Annotated in this window: 13 protein-coding genes; 8 read left to right on the top strand and 5 right to left on the bottom strand. The window is 64.5% G+C overall.

Annotation, left to right across the window (positions count from 1 at the left end; genetic code table 11):
* The first annotated feature begins 182 nt into the window (after window positions 1-182).
* From A9975_RS35765 to A9975_RS35780, 4 genes are all read left to right on the top strand, one after another.
* Window positions 183-842, top strand: coding sequence for a response regulator (locus A9975_RS35765; protein WP_183036857.1), 660 nt, complete (start codon window positions 183-185; stop codon window positions 840-842).
* A 124-nt stretch (window positions 843-966) separates the two neighbouring features.
* Window positions 967-2,124 (top strand): acyl-CoA dehydrogenase family protein, encoded by a 1,158-nt coding sequence (locus A9975_RS35770; protein WP_183036873.1) that lies wholly within the window; start codon window positions 967-969, stop codon window positions 2,122-2,124.
* 91 nt (window positions 2,125-2,215) lie between these two features.
* A complete protein-coding gene (locus A9975_RS35775; protein WP_174427886.1) occupies window positions 2,216-2,455 on the top strand; it encodes a DUF2789 domain-containing protein in 240 nt (79 codons plus the stop codon).
* 188 nt (window positions 2,456-2,643) lie between these two features.
* Window positions 2,644-3,285, top strand: coding sequence for a hypothetical protein (locus A9975_RS35780; RefSeq protein WP_183036858.1), 642 nt, complete (start codon window positions 2,644-2,646; stop codon window positions 3,283-3,285).
* A 102-nt stretch (window positions 3,286-3,387) separates the two neighbouring features.
* On the opposite strand, the gene cyoD is transcribed toward A9975_RS35780, so the two are convergent.
* The 4 genes from cyoD to cyoA form a co-directional block, all read right to left on the bottom strand.
* The gene (cyoD, locus tag A9975_RS35785) at window positions 3,388-3,762 is read right to left on the bottom strand and encodes a cytochrome o ubiquinol oxidase subunit IV (RefSeq protein ID WP_183036859.1); all 375 of its coding nucleotides are present in this window, start codon (window positions 3,760-3,762) and stop codon (window positions 3,388-3,390) included.
* The gene (gene cyoC, locus A9975_RS35790; protein WP_150986766.1) at window positions 3,759-4,361 is read right to left on the bottom strand and encodes a cytochrome o ubiquinol oxidase subunit III; all 603 of its coding nucleotides are present in this window, start codon (window positions 4,359-4,361) and stop codon (window positions 3,759-3,761) included. The genes cyoD and cyoC overlap by 4 nt, the downstream gene beginning before the upstream one ends.
* 3 nt (window positions 4,362-4,364) lie before the next feature.
* Entirely contained in the window at window positions 4,365-6,341 is a 1,977-nt protein-coding gene (gene cyoB / locus A9975_RS35795) for a cytochrome o ubiquinol oxidase subunit I (protein WP_183036860.1), read from the bottom strand.
* An 80-nt stretch (window positions 6,342-6,421) separates the two neighbouring features.
* Window positions 6,422-7,327: a ubiquinol oxidase subunit II gene (gene cyoA / locus A9975_RS35800; protein WP_183036861.1), complete on the bottom strand. Its 906-nt coding sequence runs from the start codon at window positions 7,325-7,327 to the stop codon at window positions 6,422-6,424.
* Between the two features lie 306 nt (window positions 7,328-7,633).
* Here cyoA and A9975_RS35805 point away from each other — a divergent pair, with 306 nt between their 5' ends.
* From A9975_RS35805 to A9975_RS35820, 4 genes are all read left to right on the top strand, one after another.
* Window positions 7,634-9,037 (top strand): PLP-dependent aminotransferase family protein, encoded by a 1,404-nt coding sequence (locus tag A9975_RS35805; protein ID WP_183036862.1) that lies wholly within the window; start codon window positions 7,634-7,636, stop codon window positions 9,035-9,037.
* 176 nt (window positions 9,038-9,213) lie between these two features.
* A complete protein-coding gene (locus A9975_RS35810; RefSeq protein WP_183036863.1) occupies window positions 9,214-10,071 on the top strand; it encodes an ATP-binding cassette domain-containing protein in 858 nt (285 codons plus the stop codon).
* A gap of 3 nt (window positions 10,072-10,074) precedes the next feature.
* A complete protein-coding gene (locus A9975_RS35815; RefSeq protein ID WP_183036864.1) occupies window positions 10,075-10,914 on the top strand; it encodes an ABC-2 family transporter protein in 840 nt (279 codons plus the stop codon).
* Window positions 10,915-10,919: 5 nt separating this feature from the next.
* Window positions 10,920-11,723, top strand: coding sequence for an ABC transporter permease (locus A9975_RS35820; protein WP_183036865.1), 804 nt, complete (start codon window positions 10,920-10,922; stop codon window positions 11,721-11,723).
* A gap of 653 nt (window positions 11,724-12,376) precedes the next feature.
* Here the strand turns inward: A9975_RS35820 and A9975_RS35825 are convergent.
* Window positions 12,377-13,687: a dicarboxylate/amino acid:cation symporter gene (locus A9975_RS35825; RefSeq protein WP_183036866.1), complete on the bottom strand. Its 1,311-nt coding sequence runs from the start codon at window positions 13,685-13,687 to the stop codon at window positions 12,377-12,379.
* Window positions 13,688-13,754 lie beyond the last annotated feature (67 nt).

Consider the following 13,754-nt stretch of genomic DNA (forward strand, 5'->3'; position numbering starts at 1 on the left):
GCGCGTCCTAATAAGCCAGAGTAGACAAAAGCCGGCACAAATTGACAATATGCCGGCAAGGCAAAAGCGTAGAGTGTCCGCGGGGTAGCCACATGGCGACATAGCCCCGCACAGCCCGACACAACGATTGACGTTGTCCCCGTTCTTGCTGGCGCCTTTGAAGTTGACTGGAGAAACTGACCGTGACAATTCAAAGTCTGGAGCCCGTTGAAACGATTACCCCGGACGACGCGTTGGTGCTGGTCGTCGACGACGACGCGCTGCTGCGCGGTGCGCTGGGTAACCTGTTTCGCTCGGTCGGCATGCGTGCCGCGCTGTTCGGTTCGGCCGCGGAATTGCTTGAATACCGGTTGCCAGAGGCACCTTGCTGCCTGGTGCTCGACGTCAGGCTGCGCGGCCAGAGTGGACTGGACCTGCAGGCGCGCCTGGGGCAATTGGGCATCCGTGTCCCGATCATCTTCATGACAGGCTATGGCGATATTGCCATGACCGTGGCAGCGATGAAGGCTGGCGCGGAAGACTTCATGGCCAAGCCGTTTCGCGATCAGGACCTGCTCGATGCGGTATCGGCAGCGCTCGAGAAGGACCGCCGGCGACGCGAGGGAATGCGCAGGGCCCAGGGGCTTCGCAGCTGTTTCGAGACGCTGACGCCGCGGGAGTCGGAGGTGATGGCTCTGGCCACGTCCGGGCTGATGAACAAGCAGATTGCCAGCCGCATCGGCATCAGCGAGGTGACGGTAAAGATCCACCGCGGGCAGGCCATGCGCAAGATGAAAGCGCGCACGTTTGCCGATCTCGTGCTGATGGCCCAGCAACTTGGCGTCTGCCACGTCGCGTGCTAGCGGCGCTGGGATAGCCACACCTGCATATCCATACGCCTCGCGCCGGGACACCTGCCTCGCCTACAATTTGTTCTGCATGGCTGCAACGGCCCAATCAGAAAACGAAGCAAGGCGAGGCAAGATGATGGATTTCAGTTTGACGCCCGTTCAACGGGAGCTGCAGGAGCGCACCCGCCAGTTCATTGCGGACCAGGTCATGCCGATGGAGCGCGATCCCCGGCAAACGCCGCATGGCCCAACCGAGGACTTGCGCGCGGACCTGGTGGAAAAGGCAAGGGCGGTGGGCTTGCTGACACCCCACGCGAGCGCGCAGGCCGGAGGCCTCGGGCTTTCGCACCGGGACAAGGCCATTGTCTTTGAAGAGGCGGGCTACTCGCCGCTGGGGCCGGTCGCGATGAACATCCATGCGCCGGACGAAGGCAACATCCACCTGATGGAGCTGGTTGCCACGCCGGAGCAGAAGGCGCGCTGGCTACATCCCCTGATCCTTGGGCACACGCGCTCCTGCTTTTGCATGACCGAGCCGGCGCCAGGCGCGGGGGCCGATCCGTCCATGCTGCAGACCACGGCGGTGCGCGACGGGGATCATTTCGTGATCACGGGCAGGAAGTGGTTCATCACGGGCGCCACCGGCGCCACCTTTGCCATCATCATGGCGCGCATGGAAGACGGCACCGCCACCATGTTCCTCGCTGACATGAACCGGGCCGGTGTCGAGATCGAGCGGCAGATGGATGCGCTCGATACGTGCTTCACGGGTGGGCATGCCGTGGTGCGCTTCGATGGCCTGCGCGTCCCCGAGGGCGATGTGCTCGGCAAGCTTGGCGAAGGATTCCGCTACGCGCAGCTACGCCTGGCCCCGGCGCGGCTGACGCACTGCATGCGCTGGCTCGGGGCGGCCCGGCGCGCGCATGACATTGCGCTCAACTATGCGCGGCAGCGCCTTGCGTTTGGCCGGACCCTGGTGGAGCATGAGGGCGTGGGGTTCATGCTGGCCGACAACGAAATGGATATGCATACCGCGCGCCTGACCATCTGGCACTGCGCCTGGGTGCTGGACCAGGGAGAGAAGGGGCGCGACGAGTCCAGCCTGGCCAAGGTGTATTGCTCGGAGGCGTTGTGGCGGGTGGTGGATCGTTCCGTGCAGGTGCTTGGCGGCAGCGGGGTGACGGACGAAACCATCGTCGCGCGCATCTTCCGCGACATGCGCGCCTTCCGGATCTACGATGGCCCCTCGGAGGTGCATCGCTGGAGCATGGCCAAGCGGATTGCGCGGGGGTGAGCCGGTTTCGGCGCGCCGGGTCGAACAGTGATTCTGATTCAGCGATGCATTGATGCAGTGATTTGTCTTCACCATAGGAGGTACGCTCGCCGTGGACAATTCCTTCCACCATTTTTCCGAGTTGTTTGCGCAACTCGGCCTGCCCGCCGACGATCGGGCGATTCGTGAATTCCTGGCCGCGCATTCTCCCCTGGCCCCCGATGTCGTGCTTGCGGACGCCCCGTTCTGGACGCCCGCGCAGGCCACGTTGCTGCGGGAGGAAATCCTGGAAGATGCTGACTGGGCGGAAGTGGTTGACCAGCTGAATGCCGCGCTGCGGGTGCCTGGCTAACGCCCCGGCGAGATTCGACTCTGCTCCGCTCCAAATAACGTACTTCTGCTCCTGTTCTGCATTGTTGCGGTGCGGCAACATCCCCTGGACGCGCGTCATTGTCGACGCCAGGGGAAACCGCCGCAGCCATGAAGTACCAGTTATTTGTATTGGCCGGATGTCCGGCCTGCACCGCGCTTGAACTGTGCATGCGAGACGCCGGTCTCGCCTATGACCGCATCGTGCTGGCGTCGCCACGCCATGCTGCCGATGTGCTGGTTCTGCTTTCCGAATCCGATCCGCGTTGTCCGGCCTTGAGCATGGGCGAGCAAAGCGCAAGCGGCCTCGCGGCTTGCCTTGCGCTTCTTAGTCAGGGGCATCCCGAAGGTGTCTCGCTTGCGCCGCCGGCATTCACCGCCGCGGGCAAGGAACTGATGGATGGCGCGCTTAGCGGCCGTGTGCTGACGGCCAGGAATGAGCGGGCGTTCCTGCTCGCGCTCGGTGCGTTGCGTGCTGCCGTCCAGGCATGGGGCAGTGCGATGCCGGGGGCGTTGCGCCGCATCGGCCTGTTCGTGCCTTACCTGGACCTGAGAATCGCGGATGGCCTGTCGGGCGGGAAATTCAGACTTGCTGGCGCGTTCGGCGTTGACGAAAGCGCGCTGGCCTCCATGGCCAATCGCTTGCCAGCCGGGTTTGAAGACGCCTACCTGGACCGCCTTAGAAGGGGCCGGAGCTGGGTCTATTGGGAAGGGGGCGCCAGCATGCTTGGCGACCGGACCACGCGGTTTCAGAATATCCGCCACTGGCCCGCGGCCAGCCGCACGGCGGCCGCCGGCGGCCTGCTTATCTAGTCGTTCTTTCCAGTCATTCGCAAGCACGCCGCCTGGCGGCGGCGCGTGGCCGGCCCCGAGAGAGGGGCCGGCCACGCCATGGTGCCCTTGGTGACCGTGGTGCTAGTCGCGCAGACGCGCGCGTTCCGGCGACATATCCATCGGCATCATGTTGACGTTCGCGTTATGCATGACCCACAGCGAGCCTGCCACGATGATGGCGATCAGCAGCCCGGTGCACACGAAGATCGCCGTGTTCATGCGCTGGTCCGCGGACGTCCCGATATGCAGGAAGAAAACCAGCTGCACCACCAACTGCGCAACGCAAAGCAACACGATGGCGGCAAGGCCCATGCCCTTGGGCACGAACCCTCCCATCACCGCGCCGAACGACGCGAGGGTGAGCACCAGCGACAGCGCAAAGCCGATCGCATAGCCTTTCAGGCTGCCGTGCGCGGCGTGTGCCGCGGATCCTGTGTGGAGATGGGCGGTCTTCATACAAACTCTCGCAGATAGACAAAGGTGAACACGCAGATCCAGATCAGGTCCAGGAAGTGCCAGAACAGGCTGAGGCAGGCCAGGCGGCGCCGGGTCACGCCATCCAGGCCGAAGGACTTGACCTGGTGCATCATGACCAGGATCCACAGCAGGCCGCAGCTTACGTGCAGGCCGTGGGTGCCTACCAGGGAGAAGTAGGCAGACAAGAATGCGCTGACGCCCGGCCCCGCGCCGGCATGCAGCAGCTCGGCAAACTCATACAGCTCCATGGCGATGAAGGCCGCGCCAAGCACGAACGTGATGCCCAGCCACTGGATGACCTGGCGCTCCCGCCCGGGCTGCATGTTCAGCATGGCCACGCCGAAGGTGAAGCTGCTGATCAGCAGCAGCATGGTTTCGCCGAGCACGAATGGCAGCTCGAACAGCTCCCGGCCGCTGGGGCCTCCTGCCGTATTGCCTGCGAGCACCCCGAAGGTGGCGAACAGCACGGCGAAGATCAGGCAGTCGCTCATCAGGTAGATCCAGAACCCCAGCGTGGTCTTGGATCCGTCGTCGTGCGCGACGTGCTCGTGCGTGTTGTGAATGACTGTGTAGCTCATGGGTCAAGCCGCCTTGCGTAGCTGCGCATAGCGCGCGTTTTCGATGCGTTCGACTTCGGCCGCCGGGACGTAGTAGTCCACGTCGCGGTTGTACGTCCGTGCGATGAAGGTGCCGATCACACCCAGCAGGCCAAGGCCCGCGATTGCCCACATGTGCCAGACGAGCGCGAAGCAGAGCAGCAGGCCGAACGCCGATACGATCACGCCCGCGCTGGTATTCCTGGGCATATGGATGTCCTCGTAGTGGGCTGGCCGCACATAGGCGCGCCCGGCCTCCTTGTCATCCCAGTGCTGTTCCAGCGACGTGATGTGCGGCACATGGGCGAAGTTGTAGAAGGGTGCCGGCGATGCGGTGGCCCACTCCAGGCTGCGGCCATCCCACGGGTCACCGGTGAGGTCGGGATTTTGCTTGCGGTCGCGCACGCTCACGGCCAGCTGGATGATCAGGGCGACGATGCCGGCGCCGATGATCACGGCGCCGCACAGCGCCACGATCAGGTAGGGCTGCCAGTCGGCGTGCGTGTAGTGGTTCATCCGGCGGGTCATGCCCTTGAAGCCGAGCACGTAGAGCGGCATGAAGGCCAGGTAGAAGCCCACCAGCCAGCACCAGAACGAGATCTTGCCCCAGCGCTCGTTCAGGGTGAAGCCGAACACCTTGGGGAACCAGAAGCTCATGGCGGCCAGGCAGCCGAAGATGACGCCGCCAATGATCACGTTGTGGAAGTGCGCGACCAGGAACAGGCTGTTATGCAGCAAGAAGTCCGCGCCGGGCACGGCCAGCAGCACGCCGGTCATGCCGCCGATGGCAAAAGTCACCATGAAGCCGATCGTCCACAGCGTGGAAGAGTGGTAGCGGATGCGGCCGCGATACATCGTGAACAGCCAGTTGAACAGCTTCACGCCAGTCGGGATCGAGATGATGGTCGTCATGATCCCGAAGAAGGCATTGACGTTCGCCCCCGAGCCCATCGTGAAGAAGTGGTGCAGCCAGACGAAGAACGACAGGATGCCGATGGACGAGGTGGCGTACACCATCGACTTGTAGCCGAACAGCGGCTTGCCGGAGAACGTGGAGATGATCTCCGAGAAGGCTCCGAAGCAAGGCAGGATCAGGATGTAGACCTCCGGGTGGCCCCAGACCCAGATCAGGTTGACGTACATCATGGCGTTGCCGCCAAGCTCATTGGTAAAGAAGTGCATGCCCAGGTAACGGTCGGCGGTGAGCAGCGCGAGCGTGGCGGTCAGCACCGGGAACACGGCAACGATCAGGATGTTGGTGATCAGCGCGGTCCAGGTGAACACCGGCATCTTCATCAGCGTCAGGCCCGGGGCACGCATGCGCAGGATGGTGACGATGAAGTTGATCCCGGTGAGCGTGGTTCCCAGGCCCGATATCTGTAGTGACCATATGTAGTAGTCCACCCCCACCGTCGGGCTGTATCCCAGCTCGGACAACGGTGGATAGGCGACCCAGCCCGTGGCGGCAAAGTCGCCGACGAACATCGACATCATCACCAGCACCGCGCCCGCTGCCGCCAGCCAGAAGCTGAGCGAGTTGACGAACGGATAGGCTACGTCGCGCGCGCCGATCTGCAGCGGCACGATGACGTTCATCAAGCCGAGGATGAACGGCGTCGCCACGAAGAAGATCATGATCACGCCGTGGGCGGTGAAGATCTGGTCGTAGTGGTGTGGCGGCAGGTAGCCGGCCGCATCGCCCACAGCGATCGCCTGCTGCGCGCGCATCATGATGGCGTCGGCAAAGCCGCGCAGCAGCATGACCAGCGCCATGATGATGTACATCACGCCGATGCGCTTGTGGTCGACCGAGCAGATCCACTCGGTCCACAGGTACTTCCATTTGCCGAAGTAGGTCACGGCGCCGAGCAGCGCGATGCCGCCCAGAATGACGGCGGCCAGCGTACCCATGATGATGGGCTCATGGTACGGAATCGCCTCGAGGTTCAGTTTGCCGAACATGGATCAGTGCTCCGTGGCCGCGGCGCGGTGGCGTTGCGTGTGTTGCATGCAGTGCATGTGTTTCGGATTCATTGGCTTCATCAGTTGGCGGCCAGCGGGGGGCTTTGGGCTGTGCATACGTCGCCAGGCACATCGCCACGCGTATTGCTAAGCGTTTTGCCAAGCGTATTGCCACGCATATTGGCGCGCATATCGCTATGCATGTACTTGTTGACGATGTTCTGGAACAGGCCGGGTGCAACGCCCGCGTAGACCGTTGCCGGTTCTTTGGTGCTCGGCAGCTCCAGCGTCTTGTAGGCCGTCTCGTCCAGCGTCAGCGGCGACTGCCTGGCCTGCCGTACCCACGCGTCGAACGCCTCGCGCGAGGTGGCCACGGTGTCGAAATGCATGTCGGAGAAGCCGGGGCCGCTGTAGGCCGCGGACATGCCCGCGTAGGTGCCCGGCGTGTCGGCGATCAGGTGCAGCTTGGTCTGCATGCCGGCCATGGCATAGACCATGCTGCCGAGCTGCGGGATGAACAGGGAGTTCATCATCGATTCCGCGGTGATGCTGAAATTGATCGGCGTATCGACCGGGATCGGCAGCCGGTTGACCGAGGCGATGCCGTAGTCCGGGTAGATGAACAGCCATTTCCAGTTCAGCGCCACGGCTTCGACGCGGATGGGCTTGACGGTCGACTCCAGTGGCTTGTAGGGGTCCAGCGAATGCGTGGTGTTCCAGATCAGCACCGCCAGGCCGGCCACAATCACGCACGGGATGGTCCAGATGACCACCTCGATCCGCGTGGAGTGCGCCCACTTGGGCGCATACGTTGCCTTGGTGTTGGAGGCGCGATAGCGCCAGCCGAAATACAGCGTCAGGAAAATGACGGGCACGACGACCAGCAGCATGATGAACAGCGAGACCAGGATCAGCGTCTTTTCCTGGTGCCCGATGTCGCCCTTCGGGGATAGCAGCTCCAGCTGGCAGCCACTGAGAAGGAGCATCGCTGCTCCACCGAGGAACAGTCCCGCATGGCGGAGCCCTCCCTTGCAAGCATTCAGCCAAGCGCTGGATTCTCGCCGGACTGCAGCGTCTGCCCCGGCATTTGAGTTACGCATAAGACACACCTTAGTTATGCATCACATAACCGGCGCGCGCGTCGGGACTGCCTGCCACGGCACGCTGGAAACCATCGCGAGAGAGGGGAGTCCGCCGGACTGGCGGGAAACGCATACAAAGCGTTAAATGTATGGATTTGTGTGATGCTGCGGCGCATGATAATGTAAGACAAAGGCCATACATAAAGCAAAATGCATCAGAGCAAATCCATACAAGACGAGGGCGCCGGTCCCGGCTGGGCCGCCGCCTTCGTGCGCGGCGAGGGCGCGCGCTACCAGCAGATCGTTGGCTTCATCGAGCGCGCGGTCGGGGACGGGCGCCTGAGCCCCGGCGATCGCTTGCCGCCGCAGCGCGAGCTGGCCAGGCTGCTCGGGGTGGATCTCACCACGGTGACGCGCGCGTTCACCGAGGCCAAGCGGCGCAACCTGATCGAGGCGCGCGGGGCGCTGGGCACCTTCGTCGCCCCGCCAAAGGTCGAACTGGCGCAGATGGTCGACCTGAGCATGAACGTGCCGCCGCCGCCAGCCGGCGTGGATTTCCATGATTTGCTGCAGCGCGGCCTGTCGCAGGTGCTGCTGCGCTCCGATGCGCACCTGCTCATGACCTATCAGCTTGGCGGCGGCAGCAGGGCGGACCGGGCCGCCGGCGCCATGTGGCTCAAGCCGGTGCTGGAGTCGGTCAGCGCGCAGCAGCTGATTGCCTGCCCCGGCGCCCAGGCCGCGCTGGCGGCGCTGATCCTCACGCTCACGCAGCCCGGCGAGGCGATCCTCGCGGAGCCCCTGACCTATCCCGGCCTGCGCGCGGCCGCCGAGCAGCTCGGGCGCCGCGTGGTGACGGTGGCCACCGATGACGACGGCATGCGGCCCGATGCGCTGGAGCAAGCGTTGCGCGAGCATGGCGCACGCGCGATCTACCTCAACCCGACCATCCAGAACCCGACCACGCGGACCATGCCCGCGCACCGGCGCCGCGATGTCGCGCTGGCCGCGCAGAAGTGCGGCGCCTGGATCATCGAGGACGACCCCTACTGGCTGCTAGGCAGCGACGCGCCGCCGCCCGTTGCCCACTTCGCGCCGGGCCAGGTCTACTACGTTGCCACGCTGTCGAAATGCCTGAGCCCGGGGCTGCGGACCGCCTATATCCGCCTGCCCGAAGCGCGCAGCCGGGCGGGCGTGCTGGCCGCGCTGCGCTCCTTCGCGCTGATGTCCACGCCGCTGTCGACGGCCCTGGCCACACAGTGGATTCACGAAGGCTCCGCCGCGCAGCTGCTGGCCGGGATCCGCACGGAAGCCTTCGCGCGGCGCGAGCTCGCACGGCAGTTGCTGTTCAGCGCGGACCAGGCACCACCCAGTGGCATACACGTCTGGCACAACTTGCCGAGCTATTGGACTTCGCTGGCGCTGACGCAGGCCGCGCGTGCGGAGGACCTGCGTGTTACCGCTTCCGATGCGTTCCATGCTGGCCCCACGCCGCCCAATGCGATACGGATCTCGCTGGGGGGTGTTGAGACGCGTGCCCATCTCGCTGCTGCGTTGAAGAAGCTGGCTGAGTTGCTGGTGCGCAGGCCGCAGATGTCACGGGAGATTGTGGTTTAGGGAGAGTTTTTGGGACTGCGCCAATCAGCGTGGCGAAGTGAGGGTCTCAAAACGACGCCAGGCGGAAGCACTGCCGCTGCAAGATCGGAAAGGTTGGGGTGGACCGCCGATCACACTTCATGTAAGCTCTCCCGCCCTCTTCGCGCCGCCATACCGCGCCGCCATACCGCGCCGCCATGCCCCAGATCATCGTTAGCCGTCTACACAAGACCTACCGCATCCACGAGCGCGACCCGGGCGTGCTCGGCGCGCTGCGTGCACTGATTCGCCCGCGCTATCGCACGGTCGATGCGCTGGCGGGGGTGTCATTCGAGCTGCAGCGCGGCGAACTGCTGGGGCTCATTGGCCCAAACGGCGCGGGCAAATCGACCACCATCAAGATCCTTGCGGGTATCCTGCGGCCCGACGGCGGCCGTGTCGAAATCGACGGGCGCGTCCCTTTCGCCGACCGGGAGCGGCACGTGGCGCGCATCGGCGTGGTGTTCGGGCAGCGCACGCAACTTTGGTGGGATCTTCCGGTGGGCGACGGCTTCGCGCTGCTGCGCGACATCTATCGGGTCGACCCGGTGCGCTTTGCCCGCACGCGCGACGAACTGGTCGCGCTATTGCATCTCGAGCGCCTGCTCGACCAGCCGGTGCGCCAGTTGTCGCTAGGGCAGCGCATGCGCGCGGAGATTGCGGCGGCGTTGCTTCACGAGCCCGACATCCTCTTCCTGGACGAGCCGACAATCGGGCTCGATGCACCCACCAAGCTCGCGGTCCGCGATTTCGTGCGGCGCGCCAACCACGAGCGCGGCACCACCGTGCTACTGACCACACACGACATGCATGACATCGAGGCGCTGGCCAAGCGCGTGATCGTGATCGGCCACGGCCGTGTGCTGGCCGACTGCGCGGTCGAGGCGTTGCGGGCCCAGGTGGTGGCTGCGCGCCGATTGGATGAGGGCCTGTCAGCGGACGCGGAAGACGAGGGCATGACCATCGAGGCCGTCATCGCCCGCTTCTACGCGATGCACGGCGCGCTCGAGGCCTAGTCCATGACGGCGCCGCGCGAACTCGTGCGTCCCTATCTTGCCGCGTTCAGATCCCGGTTCCTGCAGATGCTGCAGTACCGGGTGGCGGTATACGCGGCCTTCGTCACGCAGTGCTGGTGGGGGGGAATCAAGATCATGGTACTGGTGGCGTTCTACCGCAGCGCGGTGGCGGCGAGCGCGCCGCTGTCGCTCGCGCAGGCCATCACCTATACATGGTTGGCCCAAGGCCTGCTCGCACTGCTGCCGTGGATGGGCGACCCCGAGGTGGCGCAGGCGGTGCGCACCGGTGCCGTGGCATACGATCGGTTGCGGCCGGTGAATGCCTACGCGCTGTGGTTTGCGCGCTCGGCCGGCTGGACGGCGGCGCGCGCGCTACCGCGTGTGGCACTGATGCTAGCCTTTGCTGGCGTCGCGCTGCCAATTGCCGGGCTGGGTGAATGGGCCTGGCAGCCGCCTGCCGGACTGGCGGCTGGCTTGGGCTTCATCGCCTCGGTGCTGCTCGCGCTGCTGCTGTCCACATCGCTGGTGATGCTGCTCAACATCGCGGCGGCAGCGGCGCTCAACGAGCGCGGCATCAATACGCTGGCGGGACCCGTGGTCATCGTGTGCTCCGGGAATCTGCTGCCTCTCGCACTAATGCCAGACACCTGGCAGACCGTGTTGCTGGTGCAACCATTAGCGGGCGTGATGGATATTCCGGCGCGGATCTATTTCGGGCAGCTGGGCGGCGCTCAGATGCTCTGCGGGCTGGGCCTGCAATGCCTGTGGATCGTGCTGCTGGTCACCGTTGGCCATGCGGCCATGGGCCGCACGATGCGCCGGCTCGACGTGCAAGGCGGCTGAGGCGCATGGGCTCGCTGGCATTGTTCGCCCGCCTCGTGATGGCTTCGCTGAGCGGCCAGGCACGCTATCCGGCCTCGGCGCTGATGTTGACCGTGGGGCAGTTCCTCGTCACCGGCATTGAGGTGGTCGCGGTCTGGGCGCTGTTCCACCGCTTCGGCGACGTGCAGGGCTGGAGAATTGGCGAGGTGGCCCTGTTTTACGGGCTGGTGAACTGCATGTTCGCCATCGCCGATGCCCTGGGACGCGGCTTCGACGTGCTGGGCACGGCGTTGTTGCGCACCGGCGAATTCGACCGATTGCTTTTGCGGCCTCGTCCCCTGGCTCTGCAATTGATGGGGCACGACGTCCGCATCAGCCGTCTGGGGCGCTTGTTGCAAGGGCTGATGGTATTGGCTTTCGCAACGGTGCAGGCGGGCATCGCGTGGACACCGGGATCCATCGCCATCGCCCTGTTCGCGGTCGCAGGCGGCGTGGCGCTGTTCCTGGGCATCCTGGTACTGCAGGGCACGCTGTCCTTCTGGACCATCGAGAGCCTCGAGGTCGCCAACGTCCTGACATACGGCGGCGTACAGGCGACGCAATATCCGCTGGCTCTGTATGCGCAATGGTTCCGGTACGTGCTGACCTTTGCCGTGCCACTGGCCTGTGTCGCCTACTACCCCGCGCTGGCCATATTGGGCAAGCCTGACCCACTCGGCGCGCCTGCCTGGACGGGGCTGGTGTCGCCGTTGGCGGGCTTCGTCTTTCTCTTGGCGGGTTTCGGCGCGTGGCGTGTCGGGTTGCGCCACTATGCCTCGACCGGCAGCTAGTCGGTAACGCGCCTGTCCGTTTTCGCTTCGGTGTTGCCTCCGCAACCACCTGCCCGGCATCCCGGCCCGCACCCGCTGGCCCTTGGGCACCAATCTGATTGAAAGCACCGGCGTGACCAAGAGCGTGGCCCTCCCCACCACGAAACCAACGCGACGTGATGTATCGAGGCAAACCGAACCGGTAACGGCAGATTGGCGAGTGGGCAAGAATGCCGCTACCGGGGGCCTCACCCCGAAACCAGTATCACTCGCAGGGGCGTGGCGATTGAAGCCGGTAGCGGCATGAGTTCGTTAGAACCCGGGGCCAGACGACGAAACCACCGGGCTGCGCAGTCCCGACACGCCAGCCTCCTGCAAGGATCGCTTTCTTTGGGTTACTTTTCTTTACGAGTAAAGAAAAGTGACATCTCCCCCAAGCGAAAACGGCCAAAGGCGCACAGCCGCGCCAGCAGCTAGGAGCGCTAAAAGACTGGCCCTGCGGCCCCAACTAGCAACACCTGGCGCTCGCCGTAGATCTTGCGCTTGCGGGCTGAGCAAGTCATTGACTGGAAAGGAAACCCGCCATCGCCGGCCGGCTGCCCAGTCGGGAATCCATATTCAGGCGGGGTGATCGTTATGGGCTTTCATGCGAGGCCCTCAGGGAATACCTGCACCTAGCCGGCCCCTGGTTGCTGCGATGGCGCTTGCGCAATGTCGTCGGCCTCCAGGGCAGCCACGGTATCGGGGTCCTGCGTGGCGCCAAGCTCGCCTTCCCATTTGGCAACGACGGCCGTGGCGATGCTGTTGCCGATGACGTTGGTGGCGGTGCGGCCCATGTCGAGGAACTGGTCGATGCCAAGGATCAGCAGCAGGCCGGCTTCCGGCAGGTTGAACATCGGCAGTGTGGCCGCCACTACCACGATGGAGGCACGGGGCACACCGGCAATGCCTTTGCTGGTGACCATCAGCACCAGCAGCATGGTGATCTGCTGGGTCAGGCTCATCTCGATGTTGTAGGCCTGGGCGATGAACAGCGCGGCAAATGCCTGGTACATCATCGAGCCGTCGAGGTTGAACGAGTAGCCCAGCGGCAGCACGAAGCCGGTCACCTTGTTGGGCACCCCGAACTTCTCCATCTGCTCCATGGTCTTGGGGTAGGCCGCCTCGCTGCTGGCGGTGGAGAACGCCAGAATCGTCGGCTCGCGGATCAGCTTGAGCAGCGTGAACACCCGAGTGCCCAGGAACAGGTAGCCCGCCGCGGTCAAGACCAGCCACAGCACCAGCAAGCCCAGGTAGAAGCCACCGATGAACTTGCCGTAGGTAAACAGCACGCCAATGCCCTGCACCGTGATGGCGGCGGCTACGGCGGCAAACACGCCGAGCGGCGCGAAGCGCATCACAAAGTCGGTGACGCGCAGCATGATCGCCACCAGTTCCTCGATCGACGCCACCAGGTGATGGCCCACCTTGCCCTTGAACGACGCAATGGCAAAGCCAAAGAACAGCGAGAACACCAGGATCTGCAGGATCTCGTTCTGCGCCATCGCGTCGAACACGCTCTTGGGGAAGACGTGCGTGATGAAGTCCTTCAGGTTCAGCGTGGAGGTCTTGAGGTTGGTGGCCGTGCCGATTTCGGGCAGTGGCAGGTTCAGCGCATGCCCGGGCTGCAGCAGGTCCACGAAGAACATGCCAAGCAGCAGCGATATCAGCGACGCGGTGATGAACCAGCCGAGCGCCTTGATGCCGATGCGGCCCACGGCGCTGGCGTCTTTCGTGCCGGCGATGCCCGCCACCAGCGTGCCGAACACCAGCGGCGCGATGATCATCTTGATCAGCCGCAGGAAGACGTCGGTGACGATGGAGAAGTAGCCGGCGATCTCCTTGGTCATCGCCGCATCGGGCACGAAGCGGTTGCAGAGGTAGCCGGTGACGATGCCCAGGACCATAGCGATCATGATCCGGGTTGTGAGCTTGTTTGCCTTCATGATGCGTTGTCTCCAGGGGGTGCGGCCAGATCCTGGTCTGATCGTCGCTATTGGGGCGGGGCGGGGC

The organism is Cupriavidus sp. UME77 (assembly GCF_014170355.1).
In the GTDB taxonomy this organism is placed as follows: Bacteria; Pseudomonadota; Gammaproteobacteria; order Burkholderiales; family Burkholderiaceae; genus Cupriavidus; species Cupriavidus basilensis.